The organism is Mycobacterium arosiense ATCC BAA-1401 = DSM 45069 (assembly GCF_002086125.1).
GTDB lineage: Bacteria > Actinomycetota > Actinomycetes > Mycobacteriales > Mycobacteriaceae > Mycobacterium > Mycobacterium arosiense.
Window position 1 is genome coordinate 26,546 of the sequence record NZ_MVHG01000017.1, and the last position, 17,934, is coordinate 44,479.

The 17,934-nt window shown below is 67.9% G+C and carries 16 protein-coding genes; 7 read left to right on the plus strand and 9 right to left on the minus strand.

Annotated elements, in window-relative coordinates:
- Window positions 1-24: 24 nt before the first annotated feature.
- Together BST14_RS10045 and BST14_RS10050 are read left to right on the plus strand one after the other, a co-directional pair.
- Window positions 25-633 carry a TetR/AcrR family transcriptional regulator gene (locus BST14_RS10045; protein WP_083064359.1) on the plus strand — a complete coding sequence of 203 codons (609 nt, stop codon included), beginning with the start codon at window positions 25-27 and terminating at the stop codon, window positions 631-633.
- Window positions 630-1,685, plus strand: coding sequence for a DNA polymerase IV (locus BST14_RS10050; RefSeq protein ID WP_083064417.1), 1,056 nt, complete (start codon window positions 630-632; stop codon window positions 1,683-1,685). Before BST14_RS10045 ends, BST14_RS10050 begins: the two co-directional genes overlap by 4 nt.
- Here the strand turns inward: BST14_RS10050 and BST14_RS10055 are convergent.
- Both BST14_RS10055 and BST14_RS10060 read right to left on the minus strand, forming a co-directional pair.
- Complete coding sequence (locus BST14_RS10055) at window positions 1,602-2,531, minus strand: SDR family oxidoreductase (protein ID WP_083064360.1); 930 nt, start codon at window positions 2,529-2,531, stop codon at window positions 1,602-1,604. The two genes, BST14_RS10050 and BST14_RS10055, sit on opposite strands and share 84 nt — an antisense overlap.
- 30 nt (window positions 2,532-2,561) lie before the next feature.
- A complete protein-coding gene (locus BST14_RS10060) occupies window positions 2,562-3,197 on the minus strand; it encodes a TetR/AcrR family transcriptional regulator (protein WP_083064361.1) in 636 nt (211 codons plus the stop codon).
- Window positions 3,198-3,312: 115 nt separating this feature from the next.
- Between BST14_RS10060 and BST14_RS10065 the strand changes: the two genes are divergently transcribed.
- Entirely contained in the window at window positions 3,313-4,791 is a 1,479-nt protein-coding gene (locus BST14_RS10065) for a cytochrome P450 (protein ID WP_083064362.1), read from the plus strand.
- Window positions 4,792-4,907: 116 nt separating this feature from the next.
- Here the strand turns inward: BST14_RS10065 and BST14_RS10070 are convergent, their stop codons facing one another.
- A complete protein-coding gene (locus tag BST14_RS10070; RefSeq protein ID WP_083064363.1) occupies window positions 4,908-5,414 on the minus strand; it encodes a 2-isopropylmalate synthase in 507 nt (168 codons plus the stop codon).
- Between the two features lie 309 nt (window positions 5,415-5,723).
- Between BST14_RS10070 and BST14_RS30325 the strand changes: the two genes are divergently transcribed.
- A complete protein-coding gene (locus BST14_RS30325) occupies window positions 5,724-5,882 on the plus strand; it encodes a hypothetical protein (RefSeq protein WP_169926069.1) in 159 nt (52 codons plus the stop codon).
- Between the two features lie 476 nt (window positions 5,883-6,358).
- On the opposite strand, the gene BST14_RS10075 is transcribed toward BST14_RS30325, so the two are convergent.
- From BST14_RS10075 to BST14_RS10090, 4 genes are all read right to left on the minus strand, one after another.
- On the minus strand, window positions 6,359-6,550 hold the full coding sequence (locus BST14_RS10075) for a hypothetical protein (RefSeq protein WP_083064364.1): 192 nt from the start codon (window positions 6,548-6,550) through the stop codon (window positions 6,359-6,361).
- A gap of 72 nt (window positions 6,551-6,622) precedes the next feature.
- A complete protein-coding gene (locus BST14_RS10080) occupies window positions 6,623-7,615 on the minus strand; it encodes a sensor histidine kinase (RefSeq protein ID WP_083064365.1) in 993 nt (330 codons plus the stop codon).
- 139 nt (window positions 7,616-7,754) lie between these two features.
- Window positions 7,755-9,212, minus strand: a complete 1,458-nt coding sequence (locus BST14_RS10085) for a FadR/GntR family transcriptional regulator (RefSeq protein ID WP_083064366.1) — start codon at window positions 9,210-9,212, stop codon at window positions 7,755-7,757.
- Between the two features lie 22 nt (window positions 9,213-9,234).
- Window positions 9,235-10,428 carry a thiolase family protein gene (locus BST14_RS10090; protein WP_083064367.1) on the minus strand — a complete coding sequence of 398 codons (1,194 nt, stop codon included), beginning with the start codon at window positions 10,426-10,428 and terminating at the stop codon, window positions 9,235-9,237.
- A 55-nt stretch (window positions 10,429-10,483) separates the two neighbouring features.
- Between BST14_RS10090 and BST14_RS10095 the strand changes: the two genes are divergently transcribed.
- Complete coding sequence (locus BST14_RS10095) at window positions 10,484-10,819, plus strand: Zn-ribbon domain-containing OB-fold protein (protein ID WP_083064368.1); 336 nt, start codon at window positions 10,484-10,486, stop codon at window positions 10,817-10,819.
- A gap of 3 nt (window positions 10,820-10,822) precedes the next feature.
- Here the strand turns inward: BST14_RS10095 and BST14_RS10100 are convergent, their stop codons facing one another.
- Both BST14_RS10100 and BST14_RS10105 read right to left on the minus strand, forming a co-directional pair.
- Complete coding sequence (locus tag BST14_RS10100; RefSeq protein WP_083064369.1) at window positions 10,823-13,003, minus strand: acyl-CoA dehydrogenase family protein; 2,181 nt, start codon at window positions 13,001-13,003, stop codon at window positions 10,823-10,825.
- Between the two features lie 132 nt (window positions 13,004-13,135).
- Window positions 13,136-13,903, minus strand: a complete 768-nt coding sequence (locus tag BST14_RS10105) for an SDR family NAD(P)-dependent oxidoreductase (protein ID WP_083064370.1) — start codon at window positions 13,901-13,903, stop codon at window positions 13,136-13,138.
- A 112-nt stretch (window positions 13,904-14,015) separates the two neighbouring features.
- On the opposite strand from BST14_RS10105, the gene BST14_RS10110 reads away from it, so the two are divergent.
- Together BST14_RS10110 and BST14_RS10115 are read left to right on the plus strand one after the other, a co-directional pair.
- On the plus strand, window positions 14,016-15,545 hold the full coding sequence (locus BST14_RS10110; RefSeq protein ID WP_083064371.1) for an ATP-dependent DNA ligase: 1,530 nt from the start codon (window positions 14,016-14,018) through the stop codon (window positions 15,543-15,545).
- 54 nt (window positions 15,546-15,599) lie between these two features.
- On the plus strand, window positions 15,600-17,861 hold the full coding sequence (locus tag BST14_RS10115; protein WP_083064372.1) for a carbon starvation CstA family protein: 2,262 nt from the start codon (window positions 15,600-15,602) through the stop codon (window positions 17,859-17,861).
- Window positions 17,862-17,934: the final 73 nt, after the last annotated feature.

Here is a 17,934-nt window from a genome sequence, read left to right on the forward strand (position 1 = left end):
TTCCGGCGGCGTTACAGTGCAGGAATGAGCGAGCGGTCCGGTGAGTTGCACGTGTTCGCGCCCCAGGTGGTGCACCAGGAACGGGGCGACGCGGCACGCAACCGGGCCCTGCTCCTCCAGGCTGCCCGAAACCTGGTCGCCGAGCGCGGCGCCGACGCCGTCACCACCGACGACATCGCCGCGGCCGCCGGAGTCGGCAAGGGCACGCTGTTCCGCCGCTTCGGCAGCCGGGCCGGCCTGATGATAGTGCTGCTCGACGAAGACGAGCAGGCCGTTCAACAGGCGTTCCTGTTCGGTCCGCCGCCCCTGGGGCCCGGCGCCCCACCGACGGACCGGCTGGTCGCGTTCGGCCGCGAGCGGATCCGCTTCGCTCACGACCATCGCGAACTGCTGTCCGCGGCGAATCGCGACCCGCAGCACCGGCACAACGCACCGGCCATGGTGTTGCGCACGCACGTGCGGATGTTGCTCAAGGCGGCCGATTCCACCGGCGACCTCGATGCCCAGACCGACGCGTTGCTCGCGCTGCTGGACGTGGACTACGTCGAGCATCAACTGGCCGAGGGTGGTCACACGCTGGCGACGTTGGGCGACGCGTGGGAGAGTCTGGCCCGCAAGCTGTGCGGGCGGTGAACGCCACGAATTGGGTTCTGCACGTCGACCTCGATCAGTTTCTGGCCTCGGTCGAGTTGCGCCGCCATCCCGAGTTGGCCGGGCTGCCAGTCATCGTCGGTGGCAGCGGCGACCCGAACGAACCGCGCAAGGTCGTCACCTGCGCCTCGTACGAGGCCCGGGAGTTCGGTGTGCGAGCGGGCATGCCGCTGCGCGCCGCCGCCCGCCGCTGCCCCGATGCCACCTTCCTGCCCTCGGATCCGGCCGCCTACGACGCGGCGTCCGATCAGGTGATGGGGGTGCTGCGCGATCTGGGCCATCCAGTCGAAGTATGGGGCTGGGACGAGGCCTATGTCGCGGTGACGGCGCGGGATCCCGGCGAGGTCGCCGAGCAGATCCGCAGCGTCATCTCCACCGAAACCGGGCTGTCCTGCTCGGTCGGCATCAGCGACAACAAGCAGCGCGCCAAGGTCGCCACCGGATTCGCGAAACCGGGCGGCATTTTCGTGCTGACCGACGCGAACTGGATGCCGGTGATGGCCGAGCGACCCGTCCACGCGCTATGGGGCGTGGGCCCCAAGACGGCGAAAAAGCTTGCCGAACTTGACATTACGACGGTGTGGCAACTGGCCCACTGCGACGCTGAGCTGCTGACGTCGACGTTCGGCCCCCGCACCGGGCTGTGGCTGCTACTGCTGGCCAAGGGCGGCGGCGACAGCCACGTCAGCGCCGAGCCGTGGGTGCCGCGCTCGCGCAGCCACGTAGTCACCTTCCCGCGCGATCTCACCGATCGCCCCGAAATGGACGCGGCCGTAACTGATTTGGCCGAACAGGCGCTGACGGATGTGTTGGCGGCGGGCCGGGTGGTGACCCGGGTGGCGGTCACCGTGCGAACCACGACCTTCTACACGCGCACCAAGATTCGCAAGCTCGACGCGCCCAGCACCGACCGCGACGTCATCGTGGCCGCGGCCCTTCGGGTCCTCGACCTATTCGAGCTCGACCGGCCGGTCCGATTGCTGGGGGTGCGCCTCGAGCTGGTCATGCCGGACCAGCGGCGGGCCGGGCCGTAGCGCCCGGGTGAAGATCAGGTTCACCTGGCGCATCGCGACGCTATAGGGCCACCACGCAAGCCTTTTGAACGCATAGAACGCGCGGATGTCGGCCGAGGTGTAGATCAGGTATCGGTTCTTGGCCACCCCGGCCAGGATTTTGTCGGCGGCCCTCTCCGGCGACACCGCGTGGCCGGCGAACCGCCGCACCCACCGCGCAACATCGGGGTCTTCGCGGTCCACCCCCGCGATCTCCACGGTGTTCACCAACGGGGTGTTTACCGCGCCCGGCACCACCACCGACACGCCTATGCGGTGGCGGGCCAGGTCGAAGCGCAGCACCTCCGACAGGCCGCGCAATCCGTACTTGCTGGCGCTGTAGGCGGCGTGCCACGGCAGGGCCACCAGCCCGGCCGCCGAGGACACGTTGACCAGATGCCCGCCGCGCTTGGCCGCCACCATTGGCGGGACGAACGTCTCGATGACGTGGATCGGGCCCATCAGGTTGATGTCGATCATCTTGCGCCACTGCTCGTGGGTGAGCCGGTCGACGGTGCCCCACGCCGAGACGCCGGCGATGTTCGCCACGACGTCCATGCTCGGATGTGCGGCGTGGATGTCGGCCGCGAAAGCCGCCACCTGGTCATAGTCGGCGATGTCCAGGGCCCGGTGCTCGGCGACCTGACCGCCCAGCGCGCGCGCGTCGGCCGCGGTCTGCTCCAGACCATCGCGGTCCCGGTCGGTCAGATAGAGTTCGGCGCCCTGCGCGGCCAGCCGTAAAGCCGTGGCACGCCCGATGCCGCTGGCCGCACCGGTGACGAGGCACCGCTTCCCCGCAAAAGACCGCCTGGATCTCCTCTGCGCCATGGCGGTGACGATACCGGCGGTACCACCGCCCTAGGGACGGCCCGCCCACAGCGCGTGCAACCACAGCCGCTCGAGCACGCGCACCCGTCGGTCCCGATCGCTGTCGGATCCGGCCAGCACCGGGTCCCCGGTCAACATCAGCGCGGTGGTGCCGGCCAGGGTGCGGATCAGGGTCGGCAGGTCATCGCTGATCGGGTTGGCCGTTCCGGCCTTCATCTCGGCCTCCACAATCCCGACGATCTGGCCCAGCACCACCTCGAACTGCTGATCCAGCAGGTCGCGGATCTCGACGTCGGTGTGGCGGGCCTCGTTGCAGGCGGTCATCAGCGGGTCGTTGTGCGCGTAGACCGCCGCCGCGCTGCCGACCATCCGCTTGGCGAACTCCTCTGGCGACTCCCCCGGCTGGCGTGGCGCGAAGTACTGCGTGAGCTCCTCGAGTTCTTCGGTGGCTTCGGCCATCAGCTGCGCCAGCACCGCGTATTTGGAGTCGAAATAGAAGTAGAAGCCGGACCGGGCCACCCCAGCCCGCAGACTGATGGTGCTGACCGACAGCTCGGCAAAAGGCTTTTCCTGCAGCAATTCACGCACCGCCTGCACGATCGCCTGGCGTTGCTTGTCGCCACGCCGTCGTGCGCCCGGCTCGGGAGTGGCGGGTTCGCTGGTCACTCCCTGACCTTGCACCACGCCGCCAAAAAAGCAAACTTGACAGCCGTCAAGTTTTTCGGCGAAGGTATGGATCAGTGACGGCCGTCACCTGAGAGGGCACGCAAAAGGAGCGATTATGACCGCCACCATCAGCACCCCGCACTACCTGCTGGATCAGGCGCGGCGCCGGTTCACCCCGACGCTGAACACGATCCCGGGCATGGGGGCGATCGAGAAGCGCCTGCTCGCCCACGAATGGGACACGAAAGTTTTGGCAGAACCGCCCGCGGGCAGCGACCTGAAGCCGGTGTTGGGCGACGCCGGGCTCCCGATCCTCGGCCACATCATCGAGCTGTTCCGCGGCGGCCCGGACTACGCGTTGTACCTTTACCGGAACAAGGGGCCGCTGATCTATCTGGACTCACCGATCATGCCGGCGGTCACCGCGCTCGGTCCCGACGCCACCCAGGCCGTGTTCTCCAACCGCAACAAGGACTTCTCGCAAAAGGGCTGGCACCCGGTGATCGGGCCGTTCTTCAACCGCGGCCTGATGATGCTCGACTTCGACGAGCACATGTACCACCGCCGGATCATGCAGGAGGCGTTCACCCGCAGCCGGCTGACCGGCTACGTCGAGCACATCGACCGGGTGGCCACCGGCATCGTCGCCAACTGGCCGACAAACGACGCGCGGTTCCTGTTCCACCCGGCGATGAAGGAACTCACCCTCGACATCGCGTCGCTGGTGTTCATGGGGCACGAGCCGGGATCCGACCACGACCTGGTCACCAAGGTCAATCAGGCGTTCACCACGACGACCCGGGCCGGCGGCGCCATCATCCGGCAGCCGATTCCACCGTTCAAATGGTGGCGGGGACTCAAGGCCCGCCAGCTGCTCGAGGACTACTTCATCGAGCGGGTCCGGGACCGCCGCAACGCCACCGGCAACGACATGCTCACGGTGCTGTGTCACACCGAGGACGACGACGGCAACAGCTTCACCGACGAAGACATCGTCAACCACATGATCTTCTTGATGATGGCCGCCCACGACACGTCCACCTCGACGACCACCACGATGGTCTACAACATGGCCGCCAACCCGCAGTGGCAGGAGCGGGCGCGCGAGGAGTCGGCCCGCCTCGGCGACGGGCCCCTGGACATCGAGTCGCTGGAGAAGCTGGAAACCCTCGAACTGATCATGAACGAATCGCTGCGCATGGTGACGCCGCTGCCGTTCAACATGCGAATGGCGGTGCGCGACACCGAGCTGCTGGGCCACTACATCCCGGCCGGCACCAACATCACCATCTGGCCCGGCATGAACCACCGGCTACCCGAATTGTGGACGGAGCCAGACAAATTCGACCCCGAGCGGTTCGCCGAACCACGCTCGGAGCACAAGAAGCACCGGTACGCGTTCGCGCCCTTCGGCGGTGGTGCGCACAAGTGCATCGGCATGGTGTTCGGCCAGCTGGAGGTCAAGACCGTGGTGCACCGGCTGCTGCGCCGCTACCGCCTGGAGCTGGCCCGGCCCGGCTACCAGCCGCGCTGGGACTACGGCGGGATGCCGATTCCGATGGACGGCATGCCTATCGTTCTGCGCCCCCTGTAGAGCTTCCGCGACGGCGTGTCATTCACCGCCGTCGTGGTAGGGACCGAGTTTCATGTGCGCTATCACCGGCGCTAGCGCACATGAAACTCACCCGGTGATCGGCGAGAGCGACCGCGTCACTCGACAGCGAAAAGCCGGTTCGCGCAAGCGATCACCGCGCGCAGCCCCGACTGTGTCGCATCGTCCGACCAGCCCATTGCCCACTCGGTGCGCGCGCCGTCACTGCCGCGGATGAACGTGGCGATGCCGGTGGCCGACCGCATCTGATGGAACTGCACGATTTCGACGGTGATCCCGCGCTGGTGCAGCATTGCGGTCAACGCGGCGATCGGCCCGCCGGCGGCGGCGGTGACGGTGCTGATGCGGTCGCCCACGGCGAACACGGCCTGGAAGTTGTTGGCCTGCGGGCCCCGTCGCGTCCCGGGACGGTCGGTGTCGGTGCACTTCCAGTGGCCGAGCCGCAGCAGCCCCGCGCTGCGCCCGTAAGTCGCGACGAAGGTCTCCCAGGACATGGTGTCGGCCTGTTCGCGCAGCCCGCGGGGCAGCGGGACGCCGAAGCGTTCGCCGAACCACACACTGGCGGGAGAAAAATGTTGGAAGGGGTTGCGCGCGGGAAAAGTCATGGTGCCGGCCTTCTCTAGTCAGCTGGAGCGACCGACGGCAGTAGCTTCCGACCCACAGCGGGGGGTCGGTCAGGATCAGACCCCGCTGCGGGTGCTAGCTACTACGAAACGCTCGAAAACGCGCACGAGCGTTGACATTAGACCTCCGGAAGCCGCGCCCGCAACTCGCTGAGCCGCACAAACGCACCGTACAAAAAAATATAGAAATCAATCCTAAAAGTTCGGTTTGGGCATTGTTGACGGGGGGTAGGATTCGGTCGGCAGTCAATTAGACGGCTGTTGAACACCCCTCTCATGGAAGGCGCGATCATGAAGGCTAAGAACACCAAGAAAACCCTCAAAGTGGCGGTCGCGGCCCTCGGGGCGGCCGCGGTGATGGTGTTGCCGGCCGGATGCGCGACCACGGCGGCGGGTGGCGATGGCGTCATCGGCGGTTCGGGGGCTTGCGGCAGCCTGATCTGTCTGTAGCGGGACTGCCAGAACACCGCCTTACGCTGGTCCGGCTGGCGGATTTCCGCCAGGTGGTCGCGCTAGGCCGCCCACAAATCAAGCTCGTCGGTTCGGGGTGGCCGGAGGTCGCACGGGCATCCCAGCGGATAATCGTTGTCCATCTGCGATAACCGCCTTATGTCGCGTCGGGGTCGACGCAGCCCGTGACAGATTAGATAGGCCCCACTTTCGAGTGGGCTGAATATCACAATTGCGAATCAGCATGGCATGCTCGATCCGTGGTTTAGGGCATTTATTTGATGCAGACATTAACGATACATTCGATCATACCGATGTCTAAGCATGCCGTTTCTTGTGCAACGACCTCTCAGAAGGTGTTGCCACAGTGTATGTTTGACCTAAATATGGCACTCCTCCATCGCGAACCTCGGCAAAAATAAATTAGTCTTTACGTGCGTTAAATAGTCGTTGTAGCATCCATTCGTTGGGCATAACTACCCGCCCAGTATGCCCTGGATGGAAGGATTGAAGATGAATTCAGTTGGGGCCAAAAAGTTATTGAAACTCGCCGCGGCCACCGCAACTTTTATGATGGTGTTGTTAGCCCCGACCGGATGTTTGGAAACCACGACCACCGGGACCGCCACCGGTGGAACCTCCACCGGTGGCACCTGCGTTTTGGTCATCTGCCTCTGACCGAACAGACGAGCGACCCGCGGAGGCCCGTGGTCTCGGCGGGTCGCTGTTTTCGTGCAGCGCTAGCCGGCCGGACCTGCGGCGGGTTCGAAGCGCAGATACGCCTGAATCGTCGTGCCGGTCCGGGTGGTGTAGGTGCGCACCAGATCGGAGATGGCGTTGACCAGATACAGGCCGCGACTCGCGGGACCGCGCGGGCCGGGGTCCAGCCGGCCCACCAGTGGATCGTCGAATCGTCCGGTGTCGCGCGCCTCGCAAACCAGATGCCCGTCGTCTTTCCAGAAGGCCAACCGACAGGCGCCCCCGGTGTACATGAGGCTGTTGGTGGCCAGCTCGGTGGCGACCAGTTGCAGATCTTCGATGCTTTCCTGGGACAGCCCCATCCAGCCCGCATAGTCGATGGCAAAGGACCGGGCCGGCCGAAGATCCGCCGACTTGCGGACCATGTAGGTGACGGCCCCGGGGCTGGCGGCCAATGGCCGGTTGCAGCGTTCCAAGACGTCGCCGGGGGCGTACGCCGGGCTGCGCTGCAGCGTGCCGGATTCCCACAGCAGCGGATGGGTCGCGCGCGCGTCCGCCAGCACGTCATCGTCGAGCTGGGTCGCGTCGTACAAGCACAGGCTGGTCGCCGGGTAGCCGTCCATGGCCTCGTTGACCAGGGCCTCGTGCTCGACACAGGCGACGAACTCCTGCTCGGTGCGGCCTGGCCACGCGAGTTGGCTGACAATGCGCACTCGCTGTTCCGGGTGCTCGTCGATGAACGCGCCTTCCATCGCCATGAACCGGCTCGGGTTGCGTGCCAACTCGGTGATGTCGACCAGGCGCACATAGCCGGACGACTCGGCAGCGGAATACAACGCGTCGCGCAGCGGCGCCAGCGTCTCGGGCGGCACGGCGAGCAGCACCGCCTCGTCCCGCGCCAAACCGTCGCCGACGAAGCGGCTTACCAGGTCCACAAACTCCCGCTGAGAGTGATAAACCAGTGCGGTGTGGACGAAACCGTATTGCCTGGCTTCGTTATCCGCCGTCACTTCAGCGCTCTCGCTTTCGATCACTTATGCCAACCCCCTGCGGGATCGGACGTCGCCTTTCCCCCGTGTCAGTACCCAGGACGGGCCTTCGCTATACCGCGCAACAGATCACATTTGGTTCACTTTCGCTGCCGTGCCACAGCGGTGGCGGTTGCCGACGCGCCTACAACCACCAGGAGGCGGCCGCGTCGAGATGACGGCGAAGGCGATAGCACGCGACGCTCTCATCGGCGGCCTCGACCGCCTCGACGATCCGCAGGTGAGCGTGGTGCACGGCGAGCACGTCTGACCAGGTCGGCAGCGCTTGTCCGGTGCTCGACCAGTGCCGGCGGAACAACTCGACGATGATCCGCAGGAACAGATCCAGCATTTTGTTGCCGGCGAGTTGCGCGAGCCCGACGTGGAAGTCGAACTCCTCCGCGACCGCCCGGCGCACGTCGTCGGCCGTCGGTCGGGAGTTTTCCGGCAGCCCGTGCCGATGGGTGGCCAGAAAGGCCGCCACGTCGGATTCGCCGAGTCGCTTGACGACCTTGGTGAGGTTGTCGATCTCGATGGCGTCGCGGACGCAGCGCAAGTCCTCACGGCTCGGGTCGCGGTATTGCAGGTACAGGGCGATCGTGTCGATGCTGGCCTGCGCCGCGGGTTCGGCGATCACGAGCCCGCCGCCGGGGCCGCGTCGCATGCGGGCTATCGAGTGGTACTCGAGCAGCCGCACCGCTTCGCGCAGCACCGCGCGGCTCACCCGATAGCGCTCCAGCAGGGCCGTCTCGGTGCCGAAGACCGAACCCACCCGCCAGCCGCCGGCGGCGATGTCGTCACCGATCGTGGCGGCCAGCAGCTCGGCCAATTTTCCCCTGGGCGCCTCGGAATCGAGCCGCCGGCGCGTTTGGCGCCCCCGGCCGCTGTCGCCGGCTTGATGCCGCTGCAGCCACCCGGTCACCGCCTCGACGTGTCGCTCGGACAGCGTTTTGGCGCGCGCCGAATCACCGGCGTTGACGGCGGCGACGATCGCTAGGTGGTGGGCGTGCAGATGGTCGACAGCCTCGATGGCCTCGGTTGCCGAGTCCGTCCGTGATGCCAGGGCGTAGCGGGTGGTGAGCCTCATCAGGACATCGATAAACAGTTGCAGCACCGGGTTTTTGGATTGCTCGGCCAGCGCGATGTGGAACTCGTCGCGCGGCACCGGTAAGCCGGGCTTCCACTGCTGTTCGGCGTGCAGCACCGCCCGCAGCCGCGCGATGCCGGCCTCGTCGATGCGCTCGGCGGCCAGCGAGGCCGCCAACGGCTCGAGAACCAAACGGGCGTTGAGCAAGTCGCCCAGGGTCGTGCCCAAGTACTCGAGGTAGATGACGACGGCGCGGGTGGCCGGTCCCGCGTCGGGCTCGCAGATGTACAGGCCGCCGCCCGGGCCGCGCCGCATCCGAGCGACCTGATGGTGTTCGACCAGGCGCACGGCCTCGCGCAGCACCGATCGGCTCACCTTGAAGCGCTGCTGCAGAGCCTGTTCGGATCCCAGCGATTCGCCGATCGCCCAGCCGCGGCGCACGATGTCGGCTTCGATGTCGCGGGCCACCATCGAAGCGAGTTTGTTCGCCTGGCCGGTCGTGGGCTCCTTAATCATCCGACCTCGATCACACTCGTGCTCAACAGGTCAGCAGCATGCACCCCGCGACGGGCCCACCGCCGACGGATACGACGCCGACCTCAGGACGCCGCGATACCTGCCGCTCCCCCGCGTCGCCGCGCAACTGCAGACACCCTTCGTGCAGCGCCCAGTAGCCGTGCATGCGGCCGGCCGAAAGTTGACCCCCGTAGGTGTTGAGCGGCAACTGTCCGTCCCGGGCGATCCGCGCGCCGCCCTCGACGAACGGGCCGGCCTCGCCGTCACCGCAGATGCCGAGCGCCTCCAGCCAGGCCAGGGTGAGATAGGTGAATCCGTCGTACAGTTCGGCGACTTCGAGGTCGGCCGGCTTCAATTCGGTTCGCAACCACATCTGCGCCGCGGCATCCGACATCGCCATCTTCGGGTAGTCCGCGCGGTGAAACCAGCCACCGGCTCCATCGGACCCGCCGATCGCCTCCACCTTCACCGCGCGGTGCGGACAATCGGCGGCATACTCCGCGTGCGACACCACCACCGCGATCGAGCCGTCGATCGGGACATCACAGTCCAGCAGCCCGAGCGGGGTGGACACCGGCCGCGCACCCAGGTAGTCGGCCATCGTCATCGGATCCCGGTACACCGCACGGGGATTCAATGCGGCGTTGCGCCTGCCGTTGAGCGCGATCCAGCCCAGCTGTTCTTTGGTGGTCCCGTACAGCTCCATGTGACGGCGGCAGTTCAGTGCCAGCCAATTGGCGGCCGAATAGGCATGCGCCGCAACCAGATCGTTGACGTCGTCCATCGCTCCGACGGCCGGCTTCGGCTCGCCCTCGGGTGTTTCGAACATCCGCGCCAACGGCGGGGCCGCGGCGTTCTCCTCCTGCTTGACCGGCACCGTGCCACCGAGCATTTGTATCGTCCGGTACACGACGACGTGGCGGGCGCGGCGTTCGGCGACCGCGCGGCATGCCGACATCACCGGCGAAAGCAGCCCACCGGTGCCGAAGCCCGACCCGCAGTCCGCGGCCTCGATGCCCAGCCGCGCGTTGACGTCCGCCGCGGGCGTGTCGCCCAGGGTCGCTATGCCGTCGATGTCGGTCGCGGTCAGTCCGGCGTCCTCGATGGCGGCGCGCACCGCCTCCATGGTCAACTCTGAGCCCGGGATGCCGGTGCGGCGGCCGATCCGCGAGATGCCGATGCCCGACAGGATCGCGTCTTTCTCGAAATGCGTCATGCCACCGCCCGTCAGACCACACCGTATCGAATCAATAGAGTGTACTGTATTCGTCGTGTCAGACGGGCCGCTGCTCATCGAATACTGCGACGACTGCGCGCGCTGGATACATCCGGCCAGTGGCGTATGCCGCGAGTGCGGGGGCACGCTACAGGCGCGGCCGGTATCCGGGCGGGGCACCGTGTTCACCTACACGGTCAACCATCACCCCTACAACCCGGAGATCCCCACCCCCTACGTCATCGCCATCGTCGAGCTCGCCGAACAGAGCGGTCTGCGGGTGGCGGCCAATATCGTTGAATGCGAACCAGATTCGGTGAGCTGCGGCATGCCCGTCGAACTGCGGCCGGAGCGCGGCAGCGGCGGCGCGGCGCAGTTCGCGCCAGCCTGACCCCTAGTTGATCAGCGGGTCGCGCGGCATGCCGAGGATCCGCTCGGCGATCTGATTGCGCGTCACTTCCGATGTGCCGCCGGCGATCGCCATGCCGCGGGCGCCCATCATCAGCCGGCCGGCCAGGGCGCCGGCACCGTCGGTCAGCGCGACCTCGGAACCCAGCAGCGCCGCCATGATCGCGGCGCCTTCCACCATGTGCTCGGCCAGCTTCAGCTTCGTGACGTTGCCTTCCGGCCCGGGGCCCGCGCCTTCGACGCTGCGCGCCGCGCGCCGCAGGTTCAGCAGCCGCAGCGCGGTTTCCTCGGCGAGGTAAGAGCCGACCCGAATCCGCCCGCCCGCCAACCGGTCCGGCCGTTGTTGCTCGGTGAGCCGCACCAATTGGTCGGCCAACCCCTCGTAGAACGATCCGCTGCCGCCGATGCTGACCCGCTCGTTGCCCAGCGTCGCCCGCGCGACGGTCCACCCGGAGTTGGGCGTGCCGACGACGTCTTCGTCGGGGACGAACAGGTCGTTGAAGAAGACCTCGTTGAAGTCCGAGCCGCCGGTGATCTGCCGCAGCGGCCGCACCTCGACCTCGGGCGCCTTCATGTCCACGATCACCGTGGTGATGCCCGCGTGCTTCGGGGCGTCGGGGTCGGTGCGCACCGTGGCCAGGCCGCGCGCGCAATAGTGCGCCCCGCTGGTCCACACCTTCTGGCCGTTGATCTTCCAGCCGCCGTCCACCCGGGTGGCGCGCGTCTTGATGGACGCGGCGTCCGAGCCGGCGTCGGGCTCGGAGAAAAGCTGGCACCAGATCTCGTCCTTGCGCAGCGCCTTCTCGACGAACCTTTCGATCTGCCAAGGTGTTCCGTGCTGGATCAGGGTCAGGATCACCCAACCGGTGATCCCGTAGTCGGGCCGCTTGATGCCGGCCTTGCGGAACTCCTCCTCGATCACCAGCTGCTCCACCGCGTCGGCCGCGCGTCCCCACGGCTTAGGCCAGTGCGGCATCACGTAACCGGTCTCGATCAGCTTGTCGCGCTGGGCCTCCTTGCTCAGCCCGGCGATCTCGCCGGCGTCGGCGCAGATGCCGGCGCGCAGTTCTTCGGCTTCCGGCGGCAGGTCGAGGCTGTTCTCCCGGACGGCGCCGGCGGCGGTGCGCTCGAACACGTCGGCGGCGGGTGCGTCCCCGCCGAACAGCGCCGCACTCACCACCGCCCGGCGCAGATGCAGGTGCGCGTCGTGTTCCCAGGTGAAGCCGATGCCGCCGTGCACCTGGATGTTGAGTTCGGCGTTGCGGACATAGGCGGGGAAGGCCAGCGTCGCGGCCACCGCGGAGATAAGGCGGAACTGCTCCTCGTCCTCGGACGCCGCACGGGCGGCGTCCCAGACGGCGGCGATCCCGGACTCCGCACCGACCAACATGTTGGCGCAGTGATGCTTGACCGCTTGGAAAGTGGCGATGGTGCGCCCGAATTGCTGGCGCACCATCGCGTAGTCGACGGCGGCGTCGACGCAGTCCGATGCCCCGCCCACGGCCTCGGCGGCCAGCAGGGTGCGGGCCCGCGCCAACGCCGATTGCCTTGCCCCGGTCAAGATGTCGTCGTCGGAAACGCGCACGTTCTGCAGGCGGACGCGTCCGGACCGCCGCGTCGGATCGAAGTTCTCCGACACCTCGACCGCGACACCGTCGCGGCCGCGCTCGAGCACCAGCACGTCGTCGCCCGCGCAGATCAGCAACAGCTCGGCCAGCCCGGCGCCCAACACGACCCCGGCCTCACCGTCGGCTGTCCGACCATTCGAGCCGTCGTTGACCCGCACCTGGCTGTCCAGCCCGATGCCCGCGGTGACCGTTCCATCGATCAGGCCGGGCAGCAGCCGCGACTTCTGTTCGGCGGTACCGTCTTTGGCGATCACCGCGGACGCGATCACGGTGGGCACGAAAGGCCCCGGCGCCACCGCGCGGCCGAGTTCTTCGATCACCACCACGAGTTCGGGCAGCCCGAAGCCGGAGCCGCCGTACTCTTCCTCCACGTGCAGGCCGAGCCAACCCAGCTCGACCAGGTTCGGCCAGAACCCGGGCCGGGGCTCGTCCGAGGCGTCGAGCAGCGATCGGGCCGCCCACCGCGCCTTCTGCGAGGTCAAGAACCCGCGGGCCACCGCGGCCAGTTCGCGATGGTCGTCGGTTATTGCGATACCCATGAGGGCCCTCCTCGCGCCGCATGCCAGCCGGGTGTGATCGCCCCGAAAGCTGGGTGGCCTGCCCCGCTTCGAGGGGAAGCGGGGCGGCTGCCTAAAGAGTGTACTTAATGCGGGGAGGGCGCCGACGGGGGGCTACTTGGGTGCGAACCGCTGCCCGGCGTCCAGCCGCAGGCACTGTCCGTTGAGCATCGGATTGTCCACGATGGCGGCGGCCAGCTTCGCGTACTCCTCGGGACGGCCGAGGCGCTTGGGGAACGCCGCGTCCTTGGTCAGCTGCGTGGCGAACTCGTCCGGAATGCCTTGCGTCAGACCGGTCGCGAACAGGCTGGGGGCGATGGCCAGCACCCGGATGCCCACCGAGCCGAGGTCGCGCGCCATGGTCAGGCACATGCCGGCAATACCCGCTTTGGCTGCGGTGTAGGCGACCTGGCCGATCTGGCCCTCGAAGGCCGCGATGGAAGCGGTGTTGATGATGACGCCGCGCTCCCCGGTGTCGGGGTCCTCGGGCTCGTTCCTGGCCATGTGTGCGGCGGCCAGCCGGCTGATGTTGAACGTGGCGATGAGGTTGAGGTCGATCACGGACTGGAAGGATTCGAGGTCGTGCGGACCGGACTTGGTCAGCGTCCGCTTGGCGATGCCGCCGCCCGCGGTGGTGATCACGACATGCAGGCCGCCGAGCTTGTCGACCGCGGCCTGCAGCGTCTCCTCGGTGCCGGTGAAGTCGGTGACGTCGACGGGATAGAAGGCACCGCCGACGCCCTCGGCGACCGTCTTACCGTCGGAGCTCTCGCGATCGAGGATGGCGACCTCCGCGCCGCGGTCGTGCAGCAGCTCGGCGCTGGCACGTCCCATTCCCGATGCGCCGCCGATGACGACGACCTTCTTCCCGTTGATCTCCATCCGGACGTCTCCTTCTTGGGTTGTCAGATCCTGTGCAATCTGTAACGTTACGTAGGCACGCTAGCGTGTCCGCACTCCAGGCCTGTCACCGAGCCATGCCAAGCTGGCAACCGTGCTCCTTCTCGACGTGGCCGCGACGTCATCCGACGTCTCGGGCACGTCGTCGCAATTGGCCAAAGTCGCCCACATCGCCGACCTGCTACGCCGCGCCGCGCCGGACGCCGCGTTGGTCGCCGTCATCGTGTCGTGGCTGTCCGGTGAGTTGCGGCAGCGCCAGATCGGCGTGGGGCCCGCGGCGCTGCGCTCGCGCCCGCCCGCGGCCCAGCACGCCTCGCTGACCGTCGGCGGGGTCGACGCCGCCTTCTCCGACATCGGCGCCGTGTCGGGCAAGGGCGCGCAGGCCCGGCGCGCCGCGCTGCTGAACGCGCTGTTCGCCGCCGCCACCGGCACCGAACAGGCCTTCCTGACGCGGCTGCTCGGTGGCGAACTGCGCCAGGGCGCGCTGGTCGGGATCATGGCCGACGCCGTGGCCAAGGCCGCGGGGATGCCGGCCGCCGCCGTGCAGCGCGCCGCGATGCTGGGCGGGAACCTGCCGGCGGTGGCGGCGGCAGCGCTGTCCGGTGCCCCCTCGGCGCTGGACGCGTTCACCCTGCGGGTCGGCCGGCCGGTTGGGCCGATGCTGGCGCAGACCGCGACGAGCGTGGCCGACGCGATCGAACGCCACGGCGGCCCGGCCATTTTCGAGGCCAAGCTGGATGGGGCGCGGGTACAGATCCACCGCGCCGGTGACGAGGTCAGGGTCTACACCAGGAGCCTGGACGACGTCACCGCCCGGCTGCCCGAGGTGGTGGAGGCGACGCTGGCGCTGCCGGTCGATCGCCTGATCGCCGACGGCGAGGCGATCGCGCTGCGGCCCGACAACTCGCCGCAGCGCTTCCAGGTCACCGCCTCACGCTTCGGCCGCTCCGTCGACATTGCCGCAGCCGTTGCCGCGCAGCGACTTTCGGTGTTCTTCTTCGACATCCTGCATCACGACGGCGTCGACCTGCTCGACGCCCCGACCGCCGACCGGCTGGCCGCCCTGGACGCGTTGGTGCCGCCGGCGCAGCGGGTCGACCGGCTGGTCACCGCCGACCCGGCGGCGGCGGGCGCCTTCCTGGACGCGACGCTGGCGGCCGGGCATGAGGGGGTGATGGCCAAGGCGCCCGACGCGCCGTACCAGGCGGGGCGCCGCGGCGCGGGCTGGCTGAAGGTCAAGCCGGTGCACACGCTGGATCTGGTAGTGCTGGCGGTGGAATGGGGATCGGGGCGCCGCCGGGGCAAACTCTCCAACATCCACCTGGGCGCCCGCGATCCGGGCAGCGGCGAATTCACGATGGTGGGAAAGACTTTCAAGGGCATGACCGACGCCATGTTGGAGTGGCAGACCGCCCGGTTCAGCGCATTGGCCATCGACGGCACGGACGGCTACGTCGTCCACGTGCGACCCGAACAGGTCGTCGAGATCGCGCTGGACGGCGTGCAGGATTCGTCGCGCTACCCCGGCGGCCTGGCGCTGCGGTTCGCCCGCGTGGTGCGCTATCGCGACGACAAGAGTCCCGCCGAGGCCGACACCATCGACGCGGTGCGCGCGCTGTACTGAACGACGCGCGTTCCGACAGGCGCAGTTCGTGTTGCGGGCGTAGGGTCTCGGTCCGTGGCGATCACAGGCCAGGACAACGACATCAGCTACATCCACACCGGCGCAGACCTGCCACCCGTCGCCATCGTCGACCGCTCCCCCATCACCGCGCGGCACAAGATCGTCTTCGCGATCGTCGCGGTGCTCGGCGCCATCGCCTGGGCGATCATCGCGTTCACCCGCGGCGAGACCGTCAATGCGGTGTGGTTCGTCGTCGCGGCAATCTGCACCTACCTCATCGGGTTCCGCTTCTACGCCCGGCTGATCGAGATGAAGATCGTCCGCCCGCGCGACGACCACGCCACGCCGGCCGAAGTTCTCGACGACGGCACCGATTACGTGCCGACCGATCGCCGGGTGCTGTTCGGCCATCACTTCGCCGCCATCGCCGGGGCCGGACCGCTCGTCGGTCCGGTGCTGGCCACCCAGATGGGTTACCTGCCGTGCAGCATCTGGATCGTCATCGGGGCGGTGTTCGCCGGCGCGGTGCAGGACTACCTGGTGTTGTGGATCTCCACCCGGCGGCGCGGGCGTTCGCTGGGACAGATGGCCCGCGACGAACTCGGCGCCACCGGCGGGGTGGCCGCGCTGCTCGGGGCGTTCGTCATCATGGTGATCATCATCGCGGTGCTCGCGCTGGTCGTGGTCCGGGGGCTGGCCCAAAGCCCCTGGGGCGTGTTCTCCATCGCCATGACGATTCCCATCGCCGTGTTCATGGGCTGCTACCTGCGATTCCTGCGCCCCGGCCAGGTGACCGAGGTTTCGCTCATCGGTGTGGCGCTGCTCCTGCTGGCCGTGGGCGCCGGCGCCTGGGTCGGCGAAACCCCTTGGGGGGCATCATGGTTGAACCTGTCGGCGGTCACGGTGTCCTGGCTGATCATCGGCTACGGGTTCGTCGCGTCGGTGCTGCCGGTGTGGTTGCTGCTGGCGTCGCGTGACTACCTGTCGACGTTCATGAAGGTCGGCGCCATCGCGCTGCTCGCGGTCGGCATCTGCATCGCGCGCCCGCTCATGCAGGCGCCCGCGGTGTCGCATTTCGCGTCGCGCGGCGACGGACCGGTGTTCCCCGGCGCGCTGTTCCCGTTCCTGTTCATCACCATCGCCTGCGGGGCGCTGTCCGGATTTCACGCGCTGATCTCGTCGGGGACGACGCCCAAACTGCTGGAGAAGGAAAGCCAGATGCGGCTGATCGGCTACGGCGGCATGCTGACCGAATCGTTCGTCGCGGTCATGGCGCTGATCAGCGCGGCGATCCTGGACCAGCACGTGTACTTCGCGCTCAATGCGCCGGCCGCGCAGACCGGTGGCACCGCGGCCACCGCAGCGCACTACGTCAACGGCCTCGGGTTGCGCGGCGCCCCGGCGACCGCGGACCAGCTCACCGCGACCGCCGCCGGGGTGGGCGAGAAGTCGATCGTGTCGCGCACCGGCGGGGCGCCGACGCTGGCCGTCGGCATGTCCGAGGTGCTCTACCGGGTGTTCGGCGGTGCGAGCCTCAAGGCGTTCTGGTACCACTTCGCGATCATGTTCGAGGCCCTGTTCATCCTCACCGCCGTCGACGCCGGCACCCGCGTCGCCCGGTTCATGCTCTCCGACACCCTCGGCAACCTCGGCGGCCCGCTGACCAAGCTGCGCAACCCGAGCTGGCGCCCGGGTGTGTGGCTGTGCAGCCTGGCGGTGGCCGCGGCCTGGGGCAGCATCCTGCTGATGGGGGTGACCGATCCGCTGGGCGGCATCAACACGCTGTTTCCCCTCTTCGGCATCGCCAACCAACTGCTCGCCGCGATCGCGCTGACCGTCATCACGGTCATCGTCTTCAAGAAGGGCCTGCTGAAGTGGGTGTGGGTCCCCGGCGTCCCGTTGCTGTGGGACCTCGCGGTCACACTGACGGCGTCATGGCAGAAGATCTTCTCGCCCGATCCGGCCGTCGGCTACTGGGCGCAGCACTCGAAGTACCTGGCGGCCAAGCACGCGGGCAAGACGGTGTTAGGTTCGGCCAAGAACGCACACCAGCTCGACGACGTCATCCGCAACACCTTCGTCCAGGGCACGCTGTCCATCCTGTTCGCGGTGGCCGTCGTCATCGTCGTGATCGCCGGGGCCGTGGTCGCGCTCGGGGCCATCCGCGGGCCCGGCCGACCGCTGACCGAGGACGACCCGGTGCCCTCGAAGTTCTTCGCGCCCTCGGGTCTGATCCCCACCGCCGCCGAGCGGGAGATACAGCGGCGATGGGACGAGCTGCCGCCGTCCGGGAGCCAGCCGCGCACAGATAGGTAGTCGACTACGCGTGCGTACTGGTGCACACCGACCGTACGTTAACCGCATCAGCGGCCGAACTACCTGGTCAACG

What these genes read in the sequence shown, in the direction of transcription:
- BST14_RS10045 (WP_083064359.1), top strand. Translation starts at nt 25, where the DNA reads ATGAGCGAGCGGTCCGGTGAGTTGCACGTGTTCGCGCCCCAGGTGGTG.
- BST14_RS10055 (WP_083064360.1), bottom strand. Translation starts at nt 2,531, where the DNA reads ATGGCGCAGAGGAGATCCAGGCGGTCTTTTGCGGGGAAGCGGTGCCTC.
- BST14_RS10065 (WP_083064362.1), top strand. Translation starts at nt 3,313, where the DNA reads ATGACCGCCACCATCAGCACCCCGCACTACCTGCTGGATCAGGCGCGG.
- BST14_RS10070 (WP_083064363.1), bottom strand. Translation starts at nt 5,414, where the DNA reads ATGACTTTTCCCGCGCGCAACCCCTTCCAACATTTTTCTCCCGCCAGT.
- BST14_RS30325 (WP_169926069.1), top strand. Translation starts at nt 5,724, where the DNA reads ATGAAGGCTAAGAACACCAAGAAAACCCTCAAAGTGGCGGTCGCGGCC.
- BST14_RS10075 (WP_083064364.1), bottom strand. Translation starts at nt 6,550, where the DNA reads ATGACCAAAACGCAGGTGCCACCGGTGGAGGTTCCACCGGTGGCGGTC.
- BST14_RS10085 (WP_083064366.1), bottom strand. Translation starts at nt 9,212, where the DNA reads ATGATTAAGGAGCCCACGACCGGCCAGGCGAACAAACTCGCTTCGATG.
- BST14_RS10090 (WP_083064367.1), bottom strand. Translation starts at nt 10,428, where the DNA reads ATGACGCATTTCGAGAAAGACGCGATCCTGTCGGGCATCGGCATCTCG.
- BST14_RS10100 (WP_083064369.1), bottom strand. Translation starts at nt 13,003, where the DNA reads ATGGGTATCGCAATAACCGACGACCATCGCGAACTGGCCGCGGTGGCC.
- BST14_RS10105 (WP_083064370.1), bottom strand. Translation starts at nt 13,903, where the DNA reads ATGGAGATCAACGGGAAGAAGGTCGTCGTCATCGGCGGCGCATCGGGA.